General features: G+C 63.1%; 19 protein-coding genes. 13 read left to right on the top strand and 6 right to left on the bottom strand.

The genetic code is table 11. From position 1 onward, the window contains the following. Positions 1 to 40 precede the first annotated feature (40 nt). Positions 41 to 1,255 carry a UbiH/UbiF/VisC/COQ6 family ubiquinone biosynthesis hydroxylase gene (locus ACFCW2_RS09560; protein WP_379545943.1) on the top strand — a complete coding sequence of 405 codons (1,215 nt, stop codon included), beginning with the start codon at positions 41 to 43 and terminating at the stop codon, positions 1,253 to 1,255. Between the two features lie 12 nt (positions 1,256 to 1,267). On the opposite strand, the gene ACFCW2_RS09555 is transcribed toward ACFCW2_RS09560, so the two are convergent. Genes ACFCW2_RS09555 through hemC form a run of 3 tightly spaced genes read right to left on the bottom strand, consistent with a single transcriptional unit; the run spans position 1,268 to position 3,879 of the window. Further along, positions 1,268 to 2,206 (bottom strand): hypothetical protein, encoded by a 939-nt coding sequence (locus ACFCW2_RS09555; RefSeq protein WP_379545941.1) that lies wholly within the window; start codon positions 2,204 to 2,206, stop codon positions 1,268 to 1,270. A 48-nt stretch (positions 2,207 to 2,254) separates the two neighbouring features. After that, a complete protein-coding gene (locus tag ACFCW2_RS09550) occupies positions 2,255 to 2,941 on the bottom strand; it encodes a uroporphyrinogen-III synthase (protein WP_379545939.1) in 687 nt (228 codons plus the stop codon). Further along, the gene (hemC, locus tag ACFCW2_RS09545) at positions 2,938 to 3,879 is read right to left on the bottom strand and encodes a hydroxymethylbilane synthase (protein ID WP_379545937.1); all 942 of its coding nucleotides are present in this window, start codon (positions 3,877 to 3,879) and stop codon (positions 2,938 to 2,940) included. The genes ACFCW2_RS09550 and hemC overlap by 4 nt, the downstream gene beginning before the upstream one ends. Positions 3,880 to 3,988: 109 nt before the next feature. Here hemC and tsaD point away from each other — a divergent pair, with 109 nt between their 5' ends. The 11 genes from tsaD (at position 3,989) to ACFCW2_RS09490 (ending at position 14,432) form a co-directional block, all read left to right on the top strand. After that, the gene (tsaD, locus tag ACFCW2_RS09540; protein ID WP_379545935.1) at positions 3,989 to 5,023 is read left to right on the top strand and encodes a tRNA (adenosine(37)-N6)-threonylcarbamoyltransferase complex transferase subunit TsaD; all 1,035 of its coding nucleotides are present in this window, start codon (positions 3,989 to 3,991) and stop codon (positions 5,021 to 5,023) included. Beyond that, complete coding sequence (locus ACFCW2_RS09535) at positions 5,020 to 6,018, top strand: NAD(P)H-dependent glycerol-3-phosphate dehydrogenase (RefSeq protein WP_379545933.1); 999 nt, start codon at positions 5,020 to 5,022, stop codon at positions 6,016 to 6,018. The genes tsaD and ACFCW2_RS09535 overlap by 4 nt, the downstream gene beginning before the upstream one ends. Next, a complete protein-coding gene (locus tag ACFCW2_RS09530) occupies positions 6,015 to 7,568 on the top strand; it encodes a lipopolysaccharide biosynthesis protein (RefSeq protein WP_379545931.1) in 1,554 nt (517 codons plus the stop codon). Before ACFCW2_RS09535 ends, ACFCW2_RS09530 begins: the two co-directional genes overlap by 4 nt. An 87-nt stretch (positions 7,569 to 7,655) precedes the next feature. Continuing rightward, positions 7,656 to 9,401, top strand: coding sequence for a vWA domain-containing protein (locus ACFCW2_RS09525; protein ID WP_379545930.1), 1,746 nt, complete (start codon positions 7,656 to 7,658; stop codon positions 9,399 to 9,401). 64 nt (positions 9,402 to 9,465) lie between these two features. Then, positions 9,466 to 10,206: an OmpA family protein gene (locus ACFCW2_RS09520; protein WP_379545928.1), complete on the top strand. Its 741-nt coding sequence runs from the start codon at positions 9,466 to 9,468 to the stop codon at positions 10,204 to 10,206. 2 nt (positions 10,207 to 10,208) lie between these two features. Continuing rightward, the gene (locus tag ACFCW2_RS09515; protein WP_379545926.1) at positions 10,209 to 10,373 is read left to right on the top strand and encodes a hypothetical protein; all 165 of its coding nucleotides are present in this window, start codon (positions 10,209 to 10,211) and stop codon (positions 10,371 to 10,373) included. After that, positions 10,370 to 10,900: a hypothetical protein gene (locus ACFCW2_RS09510; RefSeq protein WP_379545925.1), complete on the top strand. Its 531-nt coding sequence runs from the start codon at positions 10,370 to 10,372 to the stop codon at positions 10,898 to 10,900. Before ACFCW2_RS09515 ends, ACFCW2_RS09510 begins: the two co-directional genes overlap by 4 nt. Positions 10,901 to 10,988: 88 nt before the next feature. Beyond that, complete coding sequence (locus ACFCW2_RS09505) at positions 10,989 to 12,185, top strand: acyl-CoA dehydrogenase (protein ID WP_379545924.1); 1,197 nt, start codon at positions 10,989 to 10,991, stop codon at positions 12,183 to 12,185. A gap of 55 nt (positions 12,186 to 12,240) precedes the next feature. Beyond that, positions 12,241 to 12,888 (top strand): maleylacetoacetate isomerase, encoded by a 648-nt coding sequence (gene maiA / locus ACFCW2_RS09500; protein WP_379545922.1) that lies wholly within the window; start codon positions 12,241 to 12,243, stop codon positions 12,886 to 12,888. A 6-nt stretch (positions 12,889 to 12,894) separates the two neighbouring features. Further along, a complete protein-coding gene (locus ACFCW2_RS09495) occupies positions 12,895 to 13,905 on the top strand; it encodes a fumarylacetoacetate hydrolase family protein (protein WP_379545920.1) in 1,011 nt (336 codons plus the stop codon). Continuing rightward, a complete protein-coding gene (locus tag ACFCW2_RS09490) occupies positions 13,905 to 14,432 on the top strand; it encodes a DUF421 domain-containing protein (RefSeq protein WP_379545918.1) in 528 nt (175 codons plus the stop codon). Before ACFCW2_RS09495 ends, ACFCW2_RS09490 begins: the two co-directional genes overlap by 1 nt. Before the next feature lie 110 nt (positions 14,433 to 14,542). On the opposite strand, the gene ACFCW2_RS09485 is transcribed toward ACFCW2_RS09490, so the two are convergent. The 3 genes from ACFCW2_RS09485 to ACFCW2_RS09475 form a co-directional block, all read right to left on the bottom strand. Continuing rightward, positions 14,543 to 17,500, bottom strand: coding sequence for a TonB-dependent receptor plug domain-containing protein (locus ACFCW2_RS09485; protein WP_379545916.1), 2,958 nt, complete (start codon positions 17,498 to 17,500; stop codon positions 14,543 to 14,545). Between the two features lie 173 nt (positions 17,501 to 17,673). Continuing rightward, positions 17,674 to 19,176 carry an MFS transporter gene (locus tag ACFCW2_RS09480; RefSeq protein ID WP_379545914.1) on the bottom strand — a complete coding sequence of 501 codons (1,503 nt, stop codon included), beginning with the start codon at positions 19,174 to 19,176 and terminating at the stop codon, positions 17,674 to 17,676. A 145-nt stretch (positions 19,177 to 19,321) separates the two neighbouring features. After that, complete coding sequence (locus ACFCW2_RS09475) at positions 19,322 to 20,356, bottom strand: LacI family DNA-binding transcriptional regulator (protein ID WP_379545913.1); 1,035 nt, start codon at positions 20,354 to 20,356, stop codon at positions 19,322 to 19,324. 251 nt (positions 20,357 to 20,607) lie between these two features. Here ACFCW2_RS09475 and ACFCW2_RS09470 point away from each other — a divergent pair, with 251 nt between their 5' ends. After that, positions 20,608 to 23,358, top strand: coding sequence for a TonB-dependent receptor (locus ACFCW2_RS09470; protein ID WP_379545911.1), 2,751 nt, complete (start codon positions 20,608 to 20,610; stop codon positions 23,356 to 23,358). The last annotated feature ends 127 nt before the right edge of the window (positions 23,359 to 23,485 follow it).

The raw sequence follows: 23,485 nt of genomic DNA, 5'->3' as shown, positions 1-23,485 counted from the left end.
AATGAACAATGTGCCCCTTCGGGCAGCACGGGATGCACCAATGAGCGACACACGCGATCTCCTGATTATCGGCGGCGGGCTGACCGGCATGACACTGGCTCTGGCTGCGGCCAGCCGGGGCTTCACCAGCCATGTGATCGACCGCGCCGTGCCGGAGGATCTGACTGCCGAAGGCTTCGACGGGCGCGCTACCGCCATCTCCACTGCCAGCTGGAACCTGTTCACCAAGATCGGCCTCGCTGACACGCTGGAGCCGCTGGGCAGCCCGATTGATACCATCGCTGTCACCGACCAGATGAAGCCGGGCCGGATCGATTTCCAGCCCGAGCCTCATGAAAGCTCCCTTGGCCGTATGTTCGCCAACCGCACGCTACGGGTTACGCTGTTCGACGCGGCGCGGAATGAGGACAAGATCGCTTGGCATAGCGGCGCAGAAGTCGTCTCACGCACACGAGGCGAGTTCGGATGCACCGTGACGCTGGCGGACGGGCAAGAGCTCAAAGCCAGCCTGATGGTCGGCGCTGAGGGACGCGGATCGCCCACCCGCGAGGATGCCGGGATTTCGGTCGCCAAATGGCAATATGACCACCGCGCCATCATCGCCGGGCTGACTCATGAGAAATCTCACGAGAATGTCGCGTGGGAAATCTTCTATCCCGATGGGCCGTTTGCACTGCTGCCCCTGCTGGATGACGCGGACGGCAATCACCGCAGCGCTCTGGTGTGGACGGTGGACGAGGCCGATGCGGCGGGCATGCTGGCGCTGGGCGACCGCGCATTTCAGGCCGAGGCGGAAAAGCAGATGGGCGGCGTGCTGGGCGCTGTGACATCGGTCGGTCCGCGCAGTTCCTACCCGCTGGGCTTTCACCATACCGCGCGCATCACTGCCGAGCGGCTCGCGCTGATTGGCGATAGCGCGCACGGCATTCACCCGATCGCCGGACAGGGCCTCAATCTCGGACTGCGCGATGTCGGTGCCTTGGTCGAAGTGCTGGAGGACGGACGACTGATCGGGCTGGAGCCGGGCGATGCGCAGCTGCTGGAGCGTTACGAACAATGGCGCGGGCTGGATGCCTTTACCGTGGCGCTGGCCACCGATGGCCTGACCCGCCTGTTTGGCGTGCCCGGAAAGGCCGCCTCCGCCATCCGCCGTTTCGGCATGGCCGGGGTTCAGCGCGCGCCCGCGCTCAAAAGCTGGTTTATGGATGAAGCACGCGGAGTGACGGGCGACCGGCCCAGCCTGCTGAAGGCCTAGCCTGACCCCGAATTACTGCTCGGTTGCAGTCGCTGCAGCGGCCTCTGCCGCCGCCGGGCTGCCGATCAGATTGCCACTTCCGTCGCGCAACAAAGCGGGCTCCAGAATGGCGGAGGTTTCGATCAAATCGAGCGCCCGCTGCACAGCGGCATAGCGCCGCACATCGGCGATCCACCGCTCGGCATTCTCTGCGCCGGGCATGTTCTGCACTTCCTCGATAGCAGCGCGGTAACGGCCGCTTTCGAGGAAGATGCGCGCACGTTCCATCCGGCGCAGGGGCTGCGGCGACGGCGCGCTTTCCCGGCGCACCACAAACAATTCGCCCAATTCGCGGCGGATACGATCAAGACTGGGGCCTTCATCGGTCCGCTGCAAATCGGGGCCAAGTCCCTCTAGCCGCGCGATGAGTTCATCCAGTGTTACCGGGTCGCGCGAAACAGAGGTGATCGTGCGCACTGCATTGGGCTTTGCATCGCCGAAGCGCAGGCGCAGTTGATCGGCCAGAAAGCCAAGTTCTGCGCCCTTCTCTACCGAACGGCGCGTCGCCAGTGCAATCAGCAAGCCCTCGGCCCGTGCGGCATTACCAGCCGCTGCCTGCGCTTGCAGATCGAGCCGTGCCAGACGCTGCTCTGCCGCCGCCAGCCGCTGGTCGATACCTCCCTGCTGCTCGGTCACGCGCGCAACCGCCTCTGTCGCGCGTTCAACCGTTTGTTCGGCGGCAACTGCGGGGGTCTCATCGGGATCAGGAGCGACCTCCTCCCCCTCAAGTTCAGCCAGAGCCTGGCTGGCATCCTCGACCGCCGCGGGGTCGGGCTCGGAATTGGCAAAGCTCTCCCGCCAGGCGAGATAGCCGAAAACAGTAGCGGCTAGCAGAGCCACCACCAGGACCACGCCAACAATGGACCGTGCCGATCCCCGGCTCGAACGCCGTCTGGTCGAATAATCTTCCATATCGTCCTGTCATACGCTCCGAAGGTTAACCGGAGCGGTTGCGATCCCTTAGCTTTGCTTCTCGCACAAAGCTTGCGCTGCTGCCAAGAGCGCCGCGTCGCTTGTGCCGTCTGCAACCGTCAACGATCCCCAGCCGCCCCCGGCCCGCTCGGCAATGCGCGGGGCCATCGCGAACAGATCGAAAGTCTTACGATCCAGAGCGTTGGCATCGCACTGATCAGCAAAATGCGCCGCCATTTCACCGGAATGCAGCAGGATCGTCGCACCTCCGGCCAGAAAATCCGACTGTGCCTTGGTGAGCGGACGGTAATCGGTTCGGTAGGTAATTACGGTGTCGATCGTGACATGGGGCGGCGGCGTGAGATTCAGATGGGTTTCGCCCGCAAGCCGCAGCAGGTTCCGCTTGATCGGGGGCAACCCGTCCAAAACCGACTGCAATCCGCCTGATCCGGTTTCCTCCACTTCCATCCCGGCATCCAGCGCGAGGCGGGCCGTGACCTCGCCGACAGCGAGAACCGGCAAATGGGTGATCTTCTCCAGCTCATCGCCTGCATGGCGCAGGGCATTGGCGCTGCCCACCAGGACGCCGTCATAGGGCTGCGAAGGGGCATCCCATGGGACCGGTGAAACCACGCAGAGCGGCATTCCGCGCGCCTTGATCCCGTGCTGGAATGCAGCGACCAGCGTGGCCGTCTGGCCCGGCTCGGGCCGCAGAACCACGACCGGCTTGCTCATTCCGCGCCCGTGAAAACCGCACGAATGGAGGGCGCGGCACTTCCCAGCAATTCCCCGGCGAACCGGGTCATTGCAGCCATATCGCCGGCTTTCGCAGATGTGCTGCCTTCCGCGCGTTCGCGGCCATCGGGGCTGAACAATATGCAGCGCAGATGCAGCGTCCCTTCGTCGAATGTGGACATCAGGGCAATCGGGCTGTGGCAAGTCCCGCCCAGCCCCGCCAGAACCGCCCGCTCGGCGAGGATTTCTGCGCGACTGGGCGCATGGTCAATCGGGGCCAGCAGGCCAAGGACGCGCGTGTCCTCTGCGCGGCATTCCAGCCCGATCGCGCCTTGCGCCGGAGCCGGCAGCCAGTCGTCTTGCGGCAAAGGCGTGCCAATGCCGCCCTCGCCCAGTCGGTCGAGCCCGGCTTTCGCAAGGAAAGTCGCATCGGCCTCGCCATCGGCCAGCTTGCCCAGACGGGTGGCGACATTGCCGCGAAACATCACGACCTTGAGGTCGGGCCGAGCATGCAGTGTCTGGGCCGCCCTGCGCGGGGCCGAAGTCCCCACGACCGCGCCTTCAGGAAGATCGGCTAGAGATGCCGCGCCCACCAGCACGTCGCGCTTGTCCGCGCGCGGCAGGATCGCACCGAGTGTGAATTCATCGGGCCGCAGCGTCTCGACATCTTTCATCGAATGCACCGACACATCGATCCGGCCTTCACCCAGCCACACGTCCAGTTCCCGCGTCCACAGAGCCTTCCCGCCAATCTCGGCCAGCGGCCGGTCGAGGATCTTGTCCCCGCTCGCCACAACCGGCACCAGCTCCACCGCCTCTTCCGGCCAACCATGCGCTGCGCACAAGCGCTCGCGCGTTTCCACAGCCTGCGCCATCGCCAGCGGCGACTGGCGGGTGCCGAGGCGAATGATCGGGTGTTTCTCAGGCTCTGAAGGCATAGGTCGGTCCGCGAATCTGTTCACAGCGCCTGTTCAGGAGGCACCGTTCAGGGCGCGCCAGACAGCGCGCGGCTTGCCCTAGCGGGGCGCTTCGCTAAGGGAAAGTGCCATGGACGTAGTGCTGGGTATTGAATCGAGCTGCGATGAAACCGCAGCGGCGCTGGTCACCAGCGACGGGCAAATCCTCGCCCAGCGCATCGCTTCGCAGGATGAGGAGCACGCGCCCTATGGCGGTGTGGTGCCCGAAATCGCCGCGCGCGCCCACGCCCAGCGACTGGCTCCGATGATCGAGGCAGTGCTGGGCGATGCCGGGCTGGCTTTGAATGATTGCAGCGCCATTGCCGCCACCGCCGGGCCGGGCCTGATCGGCGGTGTGATGGTCGGGTTGGTCAGCGCGAAGGCGCTCGCCATGGCCAGCGACAAGCCGCTGCTCGCCATCAACCATCTGGAAGGCCATGCCCTCAGCCCCCGTCTGGCCGACCCTGCGCTGGATTTTCCTTATGCGCTGCTGCTGGTGTCGGGCGGGCATTGCCAGATCTTGCGCGTCGATGGCGTGGGGCAATATCGCAGGCTCGCGACCACCATCGATGATGCGCTGGGCGAGGCCTTCGACAAAAGCGCAAAGATTTTGGGCCTTGGCTACCCCGGCGGACCAGCGGTCGAGCGATTGGCCCTGCAAGGCGATCCGCGCGCCGTGCCCCTGCCCCGCCCGCTGCTGGGGTCGAAGGAGCCGCATTTCAGCTTCGCCGGTCTGAAAAGCGCCGTCATGCGCGCGCACGAGAGAGGGGAGCACAAGAATTCCGACATCGCCGCCAGCTTCCAGCAAGCCGCCGTTGACTGCGTGCTGGACCGGCTTGGCGTGGCATTGTCGGGGCAAGCCGACCTGCCCGCTCTGGTGGTAGCAGGCGGTGTCGCTGCGAATGAAACGGTGCGCGGTGCGCTGGAGGAATTTGCCTCGGCACGCTCCATGCGCTTCACCGCGCCGCCGATGGCCCTGTGCACCGATAATGCCGCGATGATTGCCTGGGCCGGGTGCGAGCGCCTTCCCCTGGCGCAGAGCGACCCGCTTGATTTCAGGGCACGGCCGCGCTGGCCGCTCGATCCCGGCGCCGAAAAAGTGCGCGGCGCAGGAGTGAAGGCATGAGCGCACAGGTAGCTGTGATTGGCGCAGGCGCGTGGGGCACAGCGATTGCCCAGATGCTCGCCAGCGACGGACGTGAAGTGCTGATCTGGGCCATGGAAGCCGACGTGGTCGACGCGATCAACACCGCACACCGCAACACGGCCTATCTGCCCTCCGCCGATCTTAAAGACACCATTCGCGCGACCGGCGATCTGGCCGATCTGGCGGCGGTTCCAACCATATTCTGCGTCACCCCCGCCCAGCATCTGGGATCGACACTGCGAAAGCTGGGTAGCAGCCCGCGCGATCTGGTGCTGTGCAGCAAGGGGATCGAGCGCGGTACAGGCCGGCTGATGAACGATGTCGCTGCGGATGTATGCCGGGATAGTGCCATCGCCATACTCTCGGGCCCGACATTCGCCCACGAAGTCGCCGCTGGACTCCCCACCGCCATCACGCTTGCCTGCGCGGATGGCCCCGCCCAGTGGGACCGGCTCTCCCCCATCATCGCCCGCCCTTCCTTCCGGCCCTATTATTCGGATGACGTCGCGGGGGCGGAAATCGGTGGGTCGGTGAAAAACGTGCTGGCGATAGCTTGCGGCGTTGTCGACGGGCTGGAGCTGGGCCAGAACGCCCGCGCAGCCCTGATCGCACGCGGATATGCCGAGATGCTGCGCTTCGGCGAGGCGCTGGGCGCACGGGCCGAGACGTTGGCGGGCCTGTGCGGTCTGGGCGATCTGGTGCTCACCTGCTCCTCCACCGCCAGCCGCAATTTCTCGCTCGGCAAGGCATTGGGCGAAGGCCGTTCCGCAGCCGAATTGATGGCCGACCGGACGACCGTGGCCGAGGGCGCGCACACCGCCCCGGTGCTGGCCGAGCTGGCGCAAAAACGCGGCGTCGCGATGCCCATTGTCACCGCTGTTACCGCTCTGCTGGAGGGTGCGGAGGCACGCGAAGTTGTCGGTCAATTGCTCGCCCGCCCGCTGCGGTCCGAACAGGACGAGAGCGCTGGATGAGCGACGATAAACCCGGTCCATCCGCCGCCGCGCCGACACCGGAAGCGGATGGCGGCGCAGGCGATATGCAGGCGCTCGCCAAAGGCGGGCGGACAAATTTCTTCGGCTTCCTGCTGCGGCTCGCCGCGCGCCTGCCGTTCCTGTTTATCGCCGGGCGGCTTTATGGCGCGGATGCCTTGGGCCGTTTTGCGAGCGCATTGGTGGTGGTCGAATTGATCGCACTGATCTGCTCGATGGGGGAAAAACGCGGGCTGGCCCAGCGACTGACCGAGGGCGAAGGCGAACCGGTCAATCTGGTCTATGACGGGTTGCTGCTGGCGCTGATTTTATCCGCAATCGCCGCCGGATTGCTCTGGCTCGTCCCGGCGCCGATGTTCCCCAATGGCATGAACAGCCCGCTCGACCGTCTGCTCGTGCTGGCCATCCCGGCCTATGCGCTGACAGAGATATTGCTGGCGGCGCAGGCCTACCGGTTCGATATCGCCGCCACTGTGCGTGCGCGCGCCATCGTCGAGCCATGGACCATTTCGATTGCAGCAGGTGCATTCTATTTCATCGTTCCCGACGCAGGCCTCGCGATGGCCTATCTCGCGTCGATCTATGCCGGATTTCTGGCTGCGCTGTGGCCTTTCATGCGTGATTACGGCCTGCCGCGCGGGTGGCGGCCGCACCCGGTCGCGATGAGCAAAATGAGCGCCCGCGCCTTGCCGCTCGCCACTGCCGATGCGATTGAATGGGGTACAAGGCGGCTGGATATCTTCATTCTCGGCTTCTTCGCCGCGCCCGCTGCGGTGGGGATCTATTACGTCGCCCAGCAGGTCGCCAGCCTGCCGCAAAAGCTGAAGACCAGCTTCGAACCGATCCTCGGCCCGGTGATCACCCGCAATCTCAAATCGAAGAATTACAGCGCCATCGCCAGCCAGGTTCGGCAAGTGGGCTTCTGGATCATCGCCGCGCAGGCCGGGATTGCGCTGGCACTGGCTATTCCGGGCGAGGCAGTGATGGGATTGGTCGGGCCGAATTTTGTCGGCGGTACCGGCGCGCTCGCCTTCCTGCTGATTGCCGAAGTCGTCGCTGCGACTGCCGTCGTTTCGGAAGCCGCGCTGGTCTATATGGCGCGGGTCCGCAATTTGTGGATTTCCATCGCCACCATCGCGCTGCAGGCCGCCATCACCATCGGCCTGATGATCGGAATCGAGAGTTACGGCCTGCCCGAACCCTACAAGGCAGCGGGCGCAGCTGCGGCGCTGATGCTGGCTCTGGGCGCGGCATCGCTGGTCAAGGCAACACTTCTTTCACGCCTGCTGGGCGCGCCGGTCAATAATTGGCGCTGGGCGCTGGTGTGGGCCAGCGCGCCCGCCATGGCGGTGGGCTATGCGGCGACCTGGCTGCCCGAATGGATGGAGCTGCTGGTGGGCATCCCCGCCATCCTCGCCACCTATGGCTATGTCATCTGGCACAAGGGCTTCGGACCGGAGGACCGCGTTCTTTTCCGCAGGAATATCAGTGGGGACAAGGCCGAAGCGGAGAACGCTTCGACGCCTGAATAGAACATTCAGTCGGCATTCACGGTCCGGGGCCATCTTTGCAGGATCGAGACGCGGCCAAGACCGCGCCGCTGCTGGGGAGTATGCTCTATGAAGGCCGTCCGTATCGTTTCCGTCACCGCTCTCGCAGGTGCCCTGGCGGCCTGTGCAACAACGCAGGAAACCGGCAGTGACCAGAACATCGTGGTTACGGGCGCGAAGGTGGGCGATCGCTCCGGCGGGAATTATGCACCGCCGCCTCCCCCGCCGCCTCCGCCACCACCGCCTCCGCCCTCGATGTCTTCTCCCTCCCCGGTGATGGTTACCGCTTCGCGCGCAATGGCCGAATCTGCGCCCGCTCCCACCGCGCAATCACAAGCTGCGGACGCGACGTCCTACCGCTACGTCGTGCCGCCTGTGATCGTGCCGACCGATCCGGGCCGCGAGCAATATGACGGAGAGGAAGTCTCCTCCGTGAAGCTCGCCCGCAGCGAGCCTGTGAGCACCTTCTCGGTTGATGTGGACACGGCCAGCTATGCCAATATGCGCCGCTTCCTGAGCGACGGGCAGACCCCGCCCAAGGCCGCAGTGCGGACCGAAGAGTTCATCAACTATTTCCGCTACGATTACGACGCGCCGGACCGCGTGGACCAGCCCTTCAGCGTCAATCTGGATACCGCCGTCACACCGTGGAACGCGGGCACCCGTCTGGTCCGCATCGGACTGGCGGGATACGAGCTGCCCAAGCAAGATCGCCCGCCGGCCAATCTGGTCTTCCTGCTCGATGTCTCCGGCTCCATGGGCAGCCCGGACAAGCTGCCACTGGTGAAAACCGCAATGCGCCAGCTGGCCAACCAGTTGCAGGAGCAGGACCGGGTTTCGATCGTGGTCTATGCGGGCGCGGCCGGTCTGGTGCTGGAGCCGACCAATGATCCCGTCGCCATCCGCAGCGCAATGGACGATTTGCGCGCTGGCGGCTCCACCGCAGGCGGAGCAGGCATAGAGCTTGCCTACCGTATCGCAGAGGCCAACCGCATCGAGGGCGGCGTCAACCGCGTGATCCTGGCGACAGACGGCGATTTCAATGTCGGCGTTTCCAGCCGCGATGCTCTGGTCGAAATGATCGAGAAGAAACGCGAGAGCGGCACGACGCTCTCTGTTCTCGGCTTCGGGCGCGGCAACATCAATGACGCGATGATGGAGCAGGTGGCCGATAACGGAAACGGCAATTACAGCTATATCGACAGCGCGCTGGAAGCCAAAAAGGTGCTGGGCGAGGAGATGGGCGCAACCATTTTCACCATCGCCAAGGACGTGAAAATCCAGGTCGAGTTCAACCCCGCCGTTGTCAGCCAGTACCGCCTGATCGGCTATGAAAACCGCATCTTGCGCGAAGAAGACTTCAACAATGATGCAGTGGACGCAGGCGATATCGGCGCGGGCCATCAGGTGACTGCGCTGTATGAAGTGGTGCCCGCGGGCGGACAGGGTTGGATCCCCACCCGCCGCTATGACGATCCCATTCCGCAGACCGCCATCGACCGCGCGACAGAGGCAGCTTATGTCAAGCTGCGCTACAAGAAGCCTGACGGCGATACCTCGACGCTGATCCAGGAAATTCTGCCCGCGAGTGCATTGTCCACCACCGCTATGCCGACCGGCGATTTCGCCTTCGCCACAGCCGTGGGCGCATTCGGACAGAAGATGCGCGGCGATCCGATGCTTGACGGCTATTCCTACCGCTCCATCGAGCAACTGGCCGGGCCGCAGAGCAATTTCTACCGGCAGGAATTCATCAAGCTGGCGGGGCTGGCCAGCGCGCTGAGCGTGCGGGAGGGGAACACAGGCGGCGATTGAGTCGCGTACACTCTTTCTCTGGCCCCCTTCCCTAGCCAACCTGCGCGCCGTATGAGGCACGGCAATGTCCGTGCGTCCATCCTTGATCATGCTGACCGGTGCTGTGCTTGTCGCTGTCATGGCCCTGCTATGGGGATCGCGCACAGCGCCGGTTCTGGCTGCGGACCTGACAGCGAAAGCTGCTGATGCAATCGCCGCATCGCCTGCCCGCGAGGCTCAGGTCAGCTTCGTCAGCGACAACGGCTGGCCAACGCGTCATGCCTTGCTCACCGCCGCAGATGATCTGGATGAAGGCACACGCGCGGAGCTGGCAATTGCCGTTGCGGGCATTCCCGGCGTCGCCGGAATCAATTGGTCGGACGGATCGATGCTAGCCGATGGCAGCGACCAGCCGCTGACATCGATGCATTGTCAGGATGATGTGGCGGCAATTTTGGGCGCGCGCACCATCCGATTTGAAGAATCGAGCGCTGACCTGACGACCGGCAATGATGAATTGCTCGGCGAAGTCGCTGCGGCCCTTCGCCCATGCCTTGGCGCCATCATCGCGATCATCGGGCATACCGATAGCTCCGGCGATGCAGAGGCCAATCTGGCCCTCTCCCGCGACCGCGCTTCCAGAGTGCGTCAGGAATTGATTGCTCGCGGCATTCCGCGCGATGGACTTCGCGCACGCGGTGTCGGTTCCAGCGCGCCGGTGGAGGGTCTTGATCCGGCAGACCCGGCCAATCGCCGCATCGAATTTTCCGTCATCGCGAAGGTGCCGCTGGTGCCCACACCCGTCGACACACCGGGACCGCGCTAGCCATGCCTATCTGGTTAGAAGTCATCGCCCTGTCCCTTGCCGCCTATGCTGTCGGCCTGCTCATCGGATGGGGCCTGTGGAGCGGCGAATTCCGGCGGAAACCCGAAGATGCGGCCGACCAGGACCCGGCCGAAAACACCGAACCTGACGAGAGATCGACGACATGATGCAATTGGTGGAAGCGAACTGGCCCATCCTGCTGGCGGCGCTGCTGGTCGGCCTGTTGGTCGCGTGGCTGATTTACCGCGCCAACCGCAAGACGACGATCAAGCGCGACCCGAGCTCGCCCGATGCCGACGCGCCAGCACAGCGTAATCAGGCGCTCATCGACGCGCCGCCGGTTACAAGCCATCCTGATCCGGTTGCCGTGCCGGGCGCTGTGGGAGGCGCCGGCATTGCCGCCACTACGGCGGCGCATGTGCCCGAGGCGACGCTGGACAGCCCCGACACGGCTGATGGCGATGACCTGACGCGGATCAAGGGCGTAGGCCCGAAACTGGCGGCGCTGCTGGGGCAATTGGGTGTCACCAGCTTCGTCCAGATCGCCGCGTGGGACGATGCAGAGATTGACCGGATCGACGCGCAGCTGGGCCGGTTCGAGGGCCGTATCCGCCGCGATGACTGGATGACGCAGGCCCGCTTCCTCGCGGCAGGCGACAGCGCCGGATACGAGGCGCAATTCGGGCGGCTATAGCCGGTCTGCACCCTCCCCTGAACCAATGACTGGCCTTGCGGTTATCGGGCGCAGGCGGCAAAGCATTCGGCCTACGCTAGGAGATACAATGGCAGGCGCACATACCGGCATCGTTCCCTTCACATGGGATGATCCCTTCCGGCTCGAAGAGCAATTGACCGAAGAAGAGCGGATGATCCGCGATGCCGCGCACGGCTTCGCGCAGGACAATCTGCAGCCACTGGTGACAGAGGCCTATCGCAACGAAACCGTCGCGCCCGAATTGTTTCCGATGTTCGGGCAGGCTGGCCTGCTGGGGGCTACTATCCCGGAAGAATATGGGGGCGCGGGCGCGAGCTATGTTGCCTATGGCCTGATCGCGCGCGAGATCGAGCGGGTCGATAGCGGCTACCGCTCCATGGCCAGCGTCCAGTCCAGCCTGGTGATGTTTCCGATCCACGCCTTCGGGTCGGAAGAACAGCGCCGCAAATATCTGCCCGGCCTCGCCAGTGGCGAATTGATCGGCTGCTTCGGCCTGACCGAACCCGATGCAGGCTCCGACCCCGGCGGGATGCGGACCTACGCCAAGAAAGACGGCGACGGCTATGTGATCTCCGGCGCGAAGACATGGATTTCCAACTCGCCCTTCGCCGATGTTTTCGTCGTCTGGGCGAAGAGCGAGGCGCATGGCGATGGCATTCGCGGCTTCATCCTCGAAAAAGGCATGGAGGGGCTCTCCGCGCCGAAAATCGAGGGCAAGCTTTCCCTGCGCGCCAGCACCACCGGCATGATCGTCATGGACGAGGTGAAGCTGCCCGCCGATGCTTTGCTGCCCGAGGTGCAGGGTCTGAAGGGACCGTTCGGCTGCCTCAACCGCGCCCGCTACGGCATCAGCTGGGGCGCAATGGGCGCGGCCGAATTCTGCTTCCACGCCGCACGGCAATACGGGCTAGACCGCCAGCAATTCGGCGTGCCGCTTGCCTCCAAGCAGCTCTATCAACTCAAGCTGTCGGATATGCTGACCGATATCAGCATGGGCCTGCAGGCCAGCTTGCGTGTCGGCCGCCTGATGGATGAGGGAAGCTTCGCGCCGGAGATGATCTCGATCGTGAAACGCAACAATGTCGGCAAGGCACTCGATGTGGCCCGCAAGGCCCGCGATATGCATGGCGGCAACGGTATTTCCGAGGAATATCAGGTCATCCGCCACATGGTGAACCTGGAAACGGTGAACACCTATGAGGGCACGCACGATGTGCATGCGTTGATCCTCGGGCGGGCAATCACGGGGCTGGCGGCGTTCTGACCCTGCACCGGAACAGGCGCGCGCAGGAAGCGTCTAGCAAGCGGAGGCCGCGCGCATGAAACTCTATGGCTATTACCGAAGCTCGACCAGCTATCGCCTGCGCTGCGCGCTGGAACTGAAAGGGCTGGCCTATGAGAATCTGCCGGTCAATCTGCTCAAATCGGAGCAGAAGGACGCAGCCTTTACCAGCCGCAATCCCTTTGGCAGCGTGCCGATGCTGGAAGCGGGCGGGCAGGACCGCGCGCAATCCATGGCCATTATCGAGTGGCTGGACGAAGCCTATCCAGACAGCCCGTTACTCCCAGCCGATCCTGAGCAGCGCTATCTCGCGCGCGAACTGGCCTATGCCATCGCCACCGAATTGCACGCCCCGCTCAATCTGCCGGTGCTGAAATATCTGAAGGAAGAATACGGCCAGTCGCAGGAGCAGGTCGGCGTGTGGTATCGCCACTGGCTCGCCCGCACGCTTGACCCGCTGGAACAGCGGCTGGCGCAGCTAAAAACCGGAGATTTTCTGTTCGATGCTCCGGGCTTTTTCGAAGTCGTCCTGATGCCGCAAGTCTATAATGCGCAGCGCTTCGAATTCGACTTTAAGGACAAACCGCATATGTCGCGGATCGAGGCCGCCTGCCTCGCCCTGCCCCCTTTCCAGCGCGCCCACCCGGATGCGCAGCCCGACAACCCTGATGCAGCCAAGGACTGAACTGCCATGAAACTCGCAACGCTCAACGACGGAACCCGCGACGGCAAACTGGTGGTCGTGTCCAAGGACATCACCCGTTACTGCGCGGCAGACAACATCGCGCCGACTTTGCAGGCCGCGCTCGACAATTGGACCGAGTGCGCGCCTAAGCTGGAGGCGCTCTACCGCGACGTGGAGCACCAGGCCGTGCCATGCGAGCGGTTCCACGAACGGGAAGCGCATTCGCCCCTGCCGCGCGCCTATCAATGGGCCGATGGCAGCGCCTATATCAACCATGTCGAGCTGGTCCGCAAAGCGCGCGGTGCGGAAGTGCCCGACAGCTTTTACCATGACCCGCTGATGTATCAGGGCGGCAGCGACGATTTTCTGCCTCCGCGCGCCGACATCCCGCTGGGCGATGTGAAATGGGGCTGCGACATGGAAGGCGAGGTCGCCGTAATCGTCGACGATGTGCCGATGGGCACCAGCGCCGCCGATGCCGCAGACCACATCAAGCTGGTGATGCTGGTAAACGATGTCTCCCTGCGCGGCCTGATCCCGGGTGAGCTCGCCAAAGGCTTCGGCTTCTTCCAGTCCAAGCCCTCCACCGCTTTCAGCCCCGTTTGCGTCACGCCGGACGAACTGGGTGACGCGTGGAAGGATACGGTGGTCCACCTTCCCCTGATGGTGAATTACAACGGCGAGCCCTTTGGCCGTGCGCAAGTGGGCGAGGATGCAACCTTCACCCTCGCCGACCTCGTCGCCCATGCGGCGAAGACCCGCAATCTGGGGGCAGGCGCAATCATCGGATCGGGCACAATCAGCAACAAGGGCGCCGATGGCGGACCCGGCAAGCCGGTCAGCGAAGGCGGGCTGGGTTACAGCTGTATCGCCGAAATCCGCATGATCGAGACGATTGCCAGTGGCGAGGCGAAAACCCGCTTCATGGCACCGGGCGACATTGTCAAAATCTGGATGGAAGACGAAGGGGGTCACTCGATCTTCGGCGCCATCCGGCAGGAAGTCGTCGCGGCCTGATGTTCGTCGAGGCCACATGGCCCGATATCGTCCTGCGCGGCATCCTGCTGTCGGGCATCGGCTTGGCCTACGTTGTATTTCTGGTCCGGATGGTGGGCCTGCGGTCATTCTCCAAAATGACCAATTTCGATTTCGTCATGACCGTGGCCAGCGGCTCGCTGCTGGCGGGGGCCGCGCAGGCAACTGACTGGGCGGGCTTTGCGCAGCCGATGGTCGCAATGACCGGCCTGTTCTCCGCCCAATGGGCCCTCGCTCGCTTGCGCAAGCGGTCGGACAGTTTCGAGCAGGCGATCCAGAACGACGCGGTACTGCTGATGAAGGATGGCGAGTTCTGCGAGCAGGCACTGAAGGAAGAGCGGGTCGCGCAATCGGACCTGATGGCGAAGCTGCGCGAATCCAATGTTCTGGAGATGGGCAAAGTCCGCGCCGTGGTGCTTGAGACCACGGGCGATGTCTCGGTGTTGCACGGGGATATGCTGGAGCCGGAGCTTATTGCCAATGTCCGCGACCTGACGTCGGACAGCTAGCCCGCGTCGCCTCAATCACGGAATATCAGCTGAGCTCGCCGCACCGCCGCCGGACGAAACGACTTGGCGAGCCGGAGTCTCACTCCGGCCCGCCGGTCGATACCCCGACCTTAGAACCGCGTCCGCAGGCCCAGACGATAATTGCGTCCGATGGCGCTGCCGATGAACGGGTTGAAGCCGAGCGGAAGCTGCGCCTCTGCCGGTGCGGTGTTGGTGAAGTTCTCGATCGCTCCGCGCAATTGCGCTTCGAACCCTGCAAACTCCAGATCAACCGTCAGCGCGATATCGTGCTGGGTGTAGGAGCCGCTCACGACCCCGTAATCGGTCGGGCCCGCTGAGGTCTGGAAGCAAGGGTCGCGGTTCACACAGCGGTCGTCCGTCACGCCATCGATATAGGTGACCGTGTAGCGAAGGTTTACCGGCTGGAACGCCACGTTGACGAAGGCGTTGGCCCGCCATTCAGGAATGGTGTTCGGATCGCGGAAGTAATTGCCGAAGCCAATCGCATCATAGGCGGGGGCTACAAGAACGCCTTGAACCTCGAAATCATCGAAGCTGTAGTCGAGATTCCACACAGCATTGGCACCGAGGTTCAGGTCCACACTATCCGTTACCGGCATGTCGAGATTGAAGGCAAAATCGAGGCCAGCGATTTTCACATCGGGCCCGTTCACCCAGTCCGTGCGCACGCGGCTGATATCGATACCGGTGGTCGTGCCCTGAATACACTGGTTGTTGCTGAAGGTGATCAGATTGGCGACCGGGCTGCTGCAGTTCACCGGATCGGTGCCGGTTGTCTGTCCATTGCCCACCAGACTGGCGATGGCATTGCCCGGCGTCGTGGTGATCCGGTCTTGCAAATCGATCGACCAGTAATCGACGCTGAAGGTCATGCCGCCCGCACCGACGGGCACATTCAGGATCGCCCCGATATTGTAGGTGAAGGCAGTTTCCGGCCCCAGATCGTTGGGGTTACCGAAAATATCGAGCGATTTGAAGTTACCGCCTGCCGCCGTGAAGCCTTCCAGCGCCGTCACCGAAATCGGCGCTACCTGCGAAGCAATCGGACCACGGAACGTCGTACCGACCGAACCGCGCAGGGTCAGCCAGTCGGAGGCCTCGAACCGGAACGAACCCTTCGGATTGACCGTCGAGCCCACAGTGCCACCGTAGTCTTCGTACCGGATTGCGCCCTGCACCTCCAGCGTGTCGAGGATCGGCAAGCGAACCTCACCAAAGAAGGCATAGACGCTCTGGCTCAGATTGACCGGACGCGATCCGCCGAGGAAGATGAACGAGCCGACCCCTTCGGTCGTGGTCCCGACACAGCTGCGATCTCCCTCAATGAAACACGGGTTCACATCGAGATTGGACTCATCGTTCAGCGGGCGGCTGGAGAAGCTGGTGTCGCGGTATTGGCCACCGACAGCGAATGCCACGGGGCCGCCGGCAAGTTCCAGACCGGTTTCACCGGAGAGAACCATGTCGAAAACGAACTGCGATTCGCGTTCGTCCGTACCGTTCGGCACCTGTAACCAACGAATGAGCTCAGGGCTGTTTTCCGCCCCCGGCACGTAGAGATTGTTGGTCAGGCCCAGAGTCGGATTGCCCGGCCCTGCATTGACGAAGGGGTTGAAATATTCGCACCCGTTTGTGCCCGGCGTGGTGCCGCGGCAATTCGCGCCGCCCAGCCCGTTGAGGGCAGCCTGCAGACGGCTGCCGAGAATACCGGGCGCGAATGCCTGCCGTTCCGATTGCCAGAACGTTCCGTCGATATCCAAAGTAAGTGTGTCGCTGAGATCGATATCGAACCCGCCACTCACGCGGTACGCATCGTTTTTGGCAAGGCCGGACCCTGCGCCGCGTTCCTCATCCAGAGGATTGCCCAGATAGCCGAAGGGCCGGAACAGGACATTGGTCACCGCGACAATCGGATTGGTCGGCGTGCTTGCGGGAAGGCCCTGCTGCGCGAGAAACGCCGTCAGGCCCGGGTTGCTGGGCGATGTGGTGAACGCGCTCAGGAAGCCCGAGCCGCGCGGGCCCTGAGTGGGCGGGAATGCCGGCGAGTAATTGATCGATTCCAGATCGGTCCGTGCCCACAGCGCATCGGCCTTGAATCGGACCGTGTCCGACAGGTCGACTGTCGCGCTGGCGAACACCTGATAGCGGTCCTCATCCTCGACAATGTTGTCGAACGGGATGAAGGTGAACCGGCAAAGCGCGCCGTCCTGAAAACCGCCCAGATCATTACAACCCCGGTCGGGGCGGACCTGCGTATCGACCGCCCCCGTCCCGGTGTCGAAATAGCTCACTGCAAACAGGCCCGGCGTCGACAAAGCCGAATAGGCCGACGGGTTCACCGTATAGTCGGTCTGGGTGTAATCGCGCTGCGGCGTGCCCAGTTCCGAACGATGCTGCCATCCGGCGCCGATCACGAAATTGGCATCGCCGAACTCGAACCCTGCCAGACCGCTCAACGAGTAATTGTCGTCTGAGCCATTGATGAAGGCATAGTCCCCCTGCACCTCAAACCCGGTGAAGGTGTCGCGGGTGATGAAGTTGGCGACCCCGCCAATGGCGTCGGACCCGTAGGTCGTGCCGGCACCATCTTTCAGTATTTCGACCCGCTCCAGCGCGAACAGGGGAATGAGCTGGGTATCGACAAAACCGGACCCCGGCGTCTGGATCGCGCGCTTGCCGTTCATCAGCACCAGCGTGCGCTGCGGGCCAAGGCCGCGCAGGTTGATCGAGCCTACGCCCTGAAAACCCTGTGCTGCAGTGGAGAACTGGTTGGTATCGCCCAGCACAGCACCGACCGAAGGCAGTTCCTTGATAAACTCTAGCGGACTGTCGACACCCTGCTTGGCCAGATCGTCTGCGGTGAATACGTCAACCGGCAGAGCCGCATCTTCGGGCGTGCCGCGGATCAGCGAGCCGGTCACCACGATCGTATTGTCGTCATCCGAATCGGCCCCATCCGCGTCTTGCGCGAAAGCGGGAGCCGCACTGAGCAGAATGGCGCTTGCGAGCGCCCCGCGCGCTGCTGTTTCGAGATAGGTCTTACGCATGATTTGTGCTCTCCATCACCGGGTTACCCAAGGGACGGGGACACGTTGCGCATAGGCGCAACCAAGCCGTTTCCGTAAAACCCCTCCCAAGGCCTGGACGCAACGATGCACCCGCCCGCGATATGAAGCAAGAGACGAAATTACTTCGGGGAAAACAAATCAGGCCTTTTGCCTTACAGCGCGGATTTAACCCGGACCATGGCCACTGCGGCAATAAGCCAGCATGCGGCGGCAAACAGCATCGTCCAGATCGGCTCACCCGGGAAAAACAGGTTCATCGCCGTTCCCATCACTGTGGCGACCAGCAATTGCGGCACCACGATGAACACATTGAACAGCCCCATATAGATGCCGAGCTTCGCCTGCGGCAGGTTCGAGGCGAGGATGGCGTAGGGCATGGCGAGGATACTTGCCCACGCAACCCCGATGCCGATTTCGGCCAGCAGCAGCGCCTGCGCATCACGGACGACAAAGAACATCAGGAAACCGGCCGCACCCAAGGTTAGGCAAAGCGAATGGGTCCAGACTTGGCCGATCGTGCGGCTGAGGAATGGCAACAGAGCCAGCGCCGCGATGGCGGCCACACCGTTGTAAACCGTGAACAGGACATTCACCCAGTTCGCCCCGGCATTATAGGCGGTGCTGGTCGGGTCGGTGCTGCCATAGACATATTGCGTCACCACCGGCGTGGTGTTGATCCACATGATGAACAATGCCGACCAGCTGAAGAACTGGACCAGCGCCAGCCGCTTCATGACTGCGGGCATGCCTGCGAAATCGCCGATGATACTCGACAGGATATTGGCCTCCCGGCCCTGCCGCGCCATGATGATCGCGATCATGCTCAGCAAGCCATAGGCAATCAGAAGACCGCCCAGCAGGAACATCTCCTTCTCAAGCGAAAGGGCCGAGACGCCAGCAATGACGCCGAGGCCCAAGACAATCCAGAAACCGGAGCTAGCAAAGCTCTTCTCCGCCAGAAGACGAATTGGCTGTTTCGCGTCTGCCGGTGCCTCGCCATCGAAACCGGCCATCTGTTCGGGGCTGTATTCGCGCACGGTCAGCACCGTCCATGAAACGGCAAACAGCAGCGCGGCCGCGCCGAACCAGAAGCTCCACCTGACCGTGTCGGGAAGCTCGCCTGCGGGCGCAACATTGGCAACGCCGATCCATTCCAGAAAGGCGGGGAAGATCGATCCGACCACTGCGCCCGCGCCGATAAAGGCCGTCTGCACGGCGTATCCGGCGCTGTGCTGGTCTGTTCTCAGCATGTCGCCGACAAAAGCGCGGAACGGCTCCATCGAGATATTGAGCGAGGCATCGAGCACCCACAACATCGCCGCTGCAAACAGCAGGGGCGCGCCGAATGTCGGGCTCAGCGGCATGACGAACAGCGCCAGAGCGGCAAGGATGGCGCCTGTCATAAAATAGGGCCGCCGACGGCCGAAGCGGTTCCAGGTGTTGTCCGACAGATAGCCGATAATCGGCTGGACGATCAGGCCGGTCAGCGGGGCGGCGACCCACAGCGCAGGCAAGTCGTCCATACTCGCGCCCAGCGTCTGGAAGAGGCGCGACATATTGGCATTCTGCAACGCAAAGCCGATTTGAATGCCGAAAAAGCCGAAGCTGATATTGAACAGCGCCCCGGCACCAAGGGTTGGTTTCTGTGTGGCCAAGCCATCTCTCCCGATGCGGGAGCCATTGTGTTTTATGTGCCCCGCGCGTGCTGGCTTGCACGATTGGCATTAGGCGACAAGATACATACGAATGTGATTGGCGAATGGGATCGGGACAAATGCCGCTCCTGTTTTGCCAGACCGGCTAGCCGCCGGTGCTGCCTCGCACAATCAGCCGCGTCTCCAGCCTGGGATCGGGCCGCTCCCCGCCCTCGATCTGCGCCAGCAGCATGTCTACGAGGCGCTGACCCGCGCCCTGCACGTCCTGCATGATCGTGGTGAGTGGCGGGGTGGTCAGGCTGGCGGCCGCGATATTGTCGAAGCCGATCACCGCCACATCATCCGGCACCGAATATCCGTTTTCCGCCAGCACCTGCATCGCGCCGATGGCAATCAGATCGCTGGCCGCGAAAACCGCGTCGAACGGCTTGCCCTCCGCAATCAGGGCGCTCACCGCCGCGCGCCCCGCCTTCTCGGTTGTGATCGCGTCGGATTGGAGCGCGTGGTCCGGCGGGATGCCTGCCTCCTCAAGCGCAGCAATCATCCCGCGATAGCGCTGGGCAAATTCGGGCGCATTGTCGTCGACCCGGCCGAGAAAGGCGACCTTGCGGCGGCCGCGTTCCAGCAAATGTTCGCCCGCCAGTCGCCCGGCACCAAAGTTGTCGGAGCCAATCGTGCTGCCCCCGGCATCGCTGCTGACCGAGCCCCACCGCGCATAGGATGTGCCCTGCTCTTTCAGCTGCTCCAGCCGCTCTTCATATTGCTGATAATCGCCATAGCCGAGCAGGATCAGCCCATCGGCCCGGTGGCTGTCATGATAGCGCTGGTGCCAGTCGTCCTCCATCCGCTGGAACGAGACAAGCAGGTCCAGCCCCTGCCGCGCACAGGCCCGGGTAATCGAACCCAGCATCGCGACGAAGAACGGATTGATCATGCTGTCATCAGGCGTGGGATCTTCGAAAATCAGCAACGCAATCGTGTCCGAACGCTGGGTTCTGAGTGACGATGCGTTGCGATCGACTGCATAGTTCAGCTCGCGCGCAATGCTCTCGATCCGCTCCCGCGTGGCGGCGCTGACGGAGGTGTCTCCGCGCAGGGCACGGCTAACGGTAGGCTGCGAAACGCCCGCTCTATAGGCGATGTCGATGCTCGTCGGTCGGCCTGATTTGCGGCGCCCCATCCCTATGCTCCCTTGCCCGATACTATTGCGCTTTATCCGCGCGGCGGCAAGCGCGCCAAAGTCAGCCCGCGACCTGTTGCAGTTTGGCGACATCCGAAAATGCTGCACCGCACAAACATACGTATACCGTATTCCCCTGCGTCCCGACCCGTTCCATCACAGGGTCAGAATTGGCGCTGAGAAACCGGCGTCACTTTCATTCGCATTGAATGGCAAAGCGCCGGAAACAGGCGTTCAGGGGAGAGAATCACGTGAAGAAGCGCAGCATTTTTACGACCGGAATCAGCGGATCGGCCATGGCCCTTTCGCTGGCAATCGCAGCGACACCGCAAATGGCAATGGCGCAGGATGCGGACGAAGCCGAAGAAGCCGTTGATGAGGACGGTGTCATCATCGTACGCGGTTTTCAGGCAGCGCTGGAAAGCGCCGTCTCGGAAAAGCGCAACACGGACCTGATCCTCGAATCGGTCACAGCGGAAGATATCGGCAAGCTGCCCGACAACTCGATCGGTGAAGCCATTGCCCGCCTGCCCGGTCTGACCGCGCAGCGTCTCGGCGGCCGCGCCAACTCCATCTCGATCCGCGGCTTCGGCCAGGACTTTTCGCAAACCCTGCTGAATGGCCGCGAGCAGACGTCGCTCGGCGATGCCCGTGCGGTGGAATTCGACCAGTATCCGGCCGAACTCGTCCAGCAGGTCGTCGTCTACAAGACGCCGTCGGCCGAGCTGGTCGGCCAGGGCCTCGTCGGAACGATCGATATCCGCACGCTGCGTCCGCTCGATCTCGACGAGCGCATTCTGGCCGTCGGCGCGCGCTTGTCCTATCCCGACACCGGCGCACTCAATTCCGGCTCGAGCGAGCTCGGCTACCGCGTTAATGCGACCTTCGCCGACACGTTTGCTGACGGCACGGTCGGTATCTCGCTGTCGGCATCCTATGTCGACGAGCCCTACCACATCGAGGAATTCAATGCCTGGGGCTACACGGATCAGGCAACGCCGGGCAATCGCCTGATCGGCGGCTCGAAAAGCTTCGTCACCTCGACGGACCTTGAGCGCCTCGGCCTTTCCGGAACCGTGCAGGTCGAATTCACGCCGCAGCTGACCCTGACCGTTGACGGGTTCTATTCGGATTTTGAAGATGACCAGATCAAGCGAGGCATCGAGCTTCCGCTCGGCTTCTGTGTAAACCCGGCCGACCCGACCAATGGCGCATCGGCCTTCTGCTTCAGCGCCGCGTTCGATCCTTCGACCGCAGTCGTCGAGAACGAAACGGTCGTGGGCGGCACGTTCCCGTCTGTCGAAGGCGTGGTTCGCAACGACATCTTCAACAAGCAGGCCGATCTGGTCTCTGGCGGCATCAACCTTGATTACGAAGGCGATGACGGCTGGAACGCATTCATCGACTTCGGCTATTCGCGCACGGATCGCCGCGAGCTGAGCTTCGAAAGCTATTCTGGCACGGGCGTGGGTGCCGGCAACGGCGCCGTCGACCAGATCACCTTCACCCAGGATGAGAGCGGCGCTTTCTTCAATCCGTCGCTGAACTATTCCGACCCGAACCTGATTGTCCTGACCGACCCGCTCGGCTGGGGCGGCGGCACGCAGGCCGGCTACTTCAATGACCGCATCATCGATGACGAGCTGTGGCAGTTCCGTGTCGGCATCGAGAAAGAGCTGGATGGCTTCATCAGCGCACTGAAGCTGGGCGCCAACTTCACCAACCGCGAAAAAACGCTGACACCGGATGAATCCTTCATCCGCCTCGCCGGTGGCGCGCTGGAACGAGCCATTCCGTCCGAGCTGCTGCTCGATCCAACCGACCTGAGCTATCTCGGTCTCGGCCCGATCGTCAGCTATGACGCGCGCGAGCTCATCGAGAGCGGGATTTACGTCCTCGAACCGAACCTGTCGAACGACATCCCGGCCAAGGCGTTCAACATCCAGGAAGAACTGCTCACCTTCTATGGCCAGGCAGACATCTTCCAGCGTCTCGGCAATGCGGACCTGACCGGCAATATCGGCGTTCAGGCGATCAATACCGATCAGCGCTCCAGCGGTATCGGTTTCCCCGGCGGCGTCCAGACGCCGATTTCGGCGGGCGACAGCTACTGGGACATTCTGCCCAGCGCCAACCTCTCGCTGCGCTTCGATAGCGACTTCGTGATCCGCGTCGCGGCAAGCCGCCAGATCCAGCGTCCGCGGCTTGACGACCTGCGCTCCGCGATCGGCTACGGGCTCAACTTCACGGGCCCCGGTCCGGACGGCTCCAGCCCGTTCATCAGCGGCGGTGGCGGTAACCCGTTCCTGCGCCCTTACCGCGCCAACGCCTTCGACATGACGTTCGAGAAGTATTTTGGACGTGGCGGGGTGATTGCAGCTCAGCTCTACTACAAGGATATCAAGAGCTACATCGACAAGAGCGTCTTCACGTTTGACTACACCGGCTTCCCGCTTCCCGCCGGACCGGTGCCGCCCAGCCGCATCGGCCTGCTCGATGCGCCGAACAACACCGGCGGCGGCGACTTCTACGGTGCGGAACTGGGTGCCACCATTCCGTTCGGCATGTTCAGCGAAGCGCTCGAAGGCTTCGGTTTCACCGGCGGCGTCGGCTACACGGAGACCAAGGTCGAGGACGCATTCGGCAATGTCGATGAAATCCCGGGCTATTCGAAGTGGGTGGCGAACGGCACGGCGTACTATGAGCGTTACGGCTTCAATGCACGCGCCAGCGTCCGTCACCGTTCGGGCTTCCTGGGCGATTTCACCGGCTTTGGCGGCGCTCTCAACCGCAAGAATGCGCTGAGCGAGACCATCGTCGATGCACAGATCGGCTATGATTTCGAAGGTGGCGCGCTCGATGGCCTGTCGGTCTATCTGCAGGGCCAGAACCTCACCAACGAACCGTTCGTCGCCATCGACGGCAACGGCAACCCGCTGCAAGTGGTCGATTACCAGTCCTTTGGACGCCGTTTCCTCGCAGGCTTCACCTTCAGGTTCTGAAGCCTGCCGGGCGGGGGAGTTTTCGGGTCGCACCGCTTCCCCGCCTGCCTATTTCGTCACCAGACGGTTGCCCCCCGGATGAAAGAGGGGTGATAAAGGAGACGTGACAATTTCCGCGCCAGACGTT

The sequence above is a fragment of the Qipengyuania algicola genome, from assembly GCF_042492175.1.
Taxonomy (GTDB): domain Bacteria; phylum Pseudomonadota; class Alphaproteobacteria; order Sphingomonadales; family Sphingomonadaceae; genus CAJXSN01.
Note: the sequence above shows the minus strand (reverse complement) of the source record. Positions and strands in the feature narration are given on the sequence as shown.

Excerpts from the sequence above, each read along its gene's own strand:
- ACFCW2_RS09560 (WP_379545943.1), top strand. The coding sequence starts at position 41 with ATGAGCGACACACGCGATCTCCTGATTATCGGCGGCGGGCTGACCGGC.
- ACFCW2_RS09555 (WP_379545941.1), bottom strand. The coding sequence starts at position 2,206 with ATGGAAGATTATTCGACCAGACGGCGTTCGAGCCGGGGATCGGCACGG.
- ACFCW2_RS09550 (WP_379545939.1), bottom strand. The coding sequence starts at position 2,941 with ATGAGCAAGCCGGTCGTGGTTCTGCGGCCCGAGCCGGGCCAGACGGCC.
- hemC (WP_379545937.1), bottom strand. The coding sequence starts at position 3,879 with ATGCCTTCAGAGCCTGAGAAACACCCGATCATTCGCCTCGGCACCCGC.
- tsaD (WP_379545935.1), top strand. The coding sequence starts at position 3,989 with ATGGACGTAGTGCTGGGTATTGAATCGAGCTGCGATGAAACCGCAGCG.
- ACFCW2_RS09535 (WP_379545933.1), top strand. The coding sequence starts at position 5,020 with ATGAGCGCACAGGTAGCTGTGATTGGCGCAGGCGCGTGGGGCACAGCG.
- ACFCW2_RS09530 (WP_379545931.1), top strand. The coding sequence starts at position 6,015 with ATGAGCGACGATAAACCCGGTCCATCCGCCGCCGCGCCGACACCGGAA.
- ACFCW2_RS09525 (WP_379545930.1), top strand. The coding sequence starts at position 7,656 with ATGAAGGCCGTCCGTATCGTTTCCGTCACCGCTCTCGCAGGTGCCCTG.
- ACFCW2_RS09520 (WP_379545928.1), top strand. The coding sequence starts at position 9,466 with ATGTCCGTGCGTCCATCCTTGATCATGCTGACCGGTGCTGTGCTTGTC.
- ACFCW2_RS09515 (WP_379545926.1), top strand. The coding sequence starts at position 10,209 with ATGCCTATCTGGTTAGAAGTCATCGCCCTGTCCCTTGCCGCCTATGCT.
- ACFCW2_RS09510 (WP_379545925.1), top strand. The coding sequence starts at position 10,370 with ATGATGCAATTGGTGGAAGCGAACTGGCCCATCCTGCTGGCGGCGCTG.
- ACFCW2_RS09505 (WP_379545924.1), top strand. The coding sequence starts at position 10,989 with ATGGCAGGCGCACATACCGGCATCGTTCCCTTCACATGGGATGATCCC.
- maiA (WP_379545922.1), top strand. The coding sequence starts at position 12,241 with ATGAAACTCTATGGCTATTACCGAAGCTCGACCAGCTATCGCCTGCGC.
- ACFCW2_RS09495 (WP_379545920.1), top strand. The coding sequence starts at position 12,895 with ATGAAACTCGCAACGCTCAACGACGGAACCCGCGACGGCAAACTGGTG.
- ACFCW2_RS09490 (WP_379545918.1), top strand. The coding sequence starts at position 13,905 with ATGTTCGTCGAGGCCACATGGCCCGATATCGTCCTGCGCGGCATCCTG.
- ACFCW2_RS09485 (WP_379545916.1), bottom strand. The coding sequence starts at position 17,500 with ATGCGTAAGACCTATCTCGAAACAGCAGCGCGCGGGGCGCTCGCAAGC.
- ACFCW2_RS09475 (WP_379545913.1), bottom strand. The coding sequence starts at position 20,356 with ATGGGGCGCCGCAAATCAGGCCGACCGACGAGCATCGACATCGCCTAT.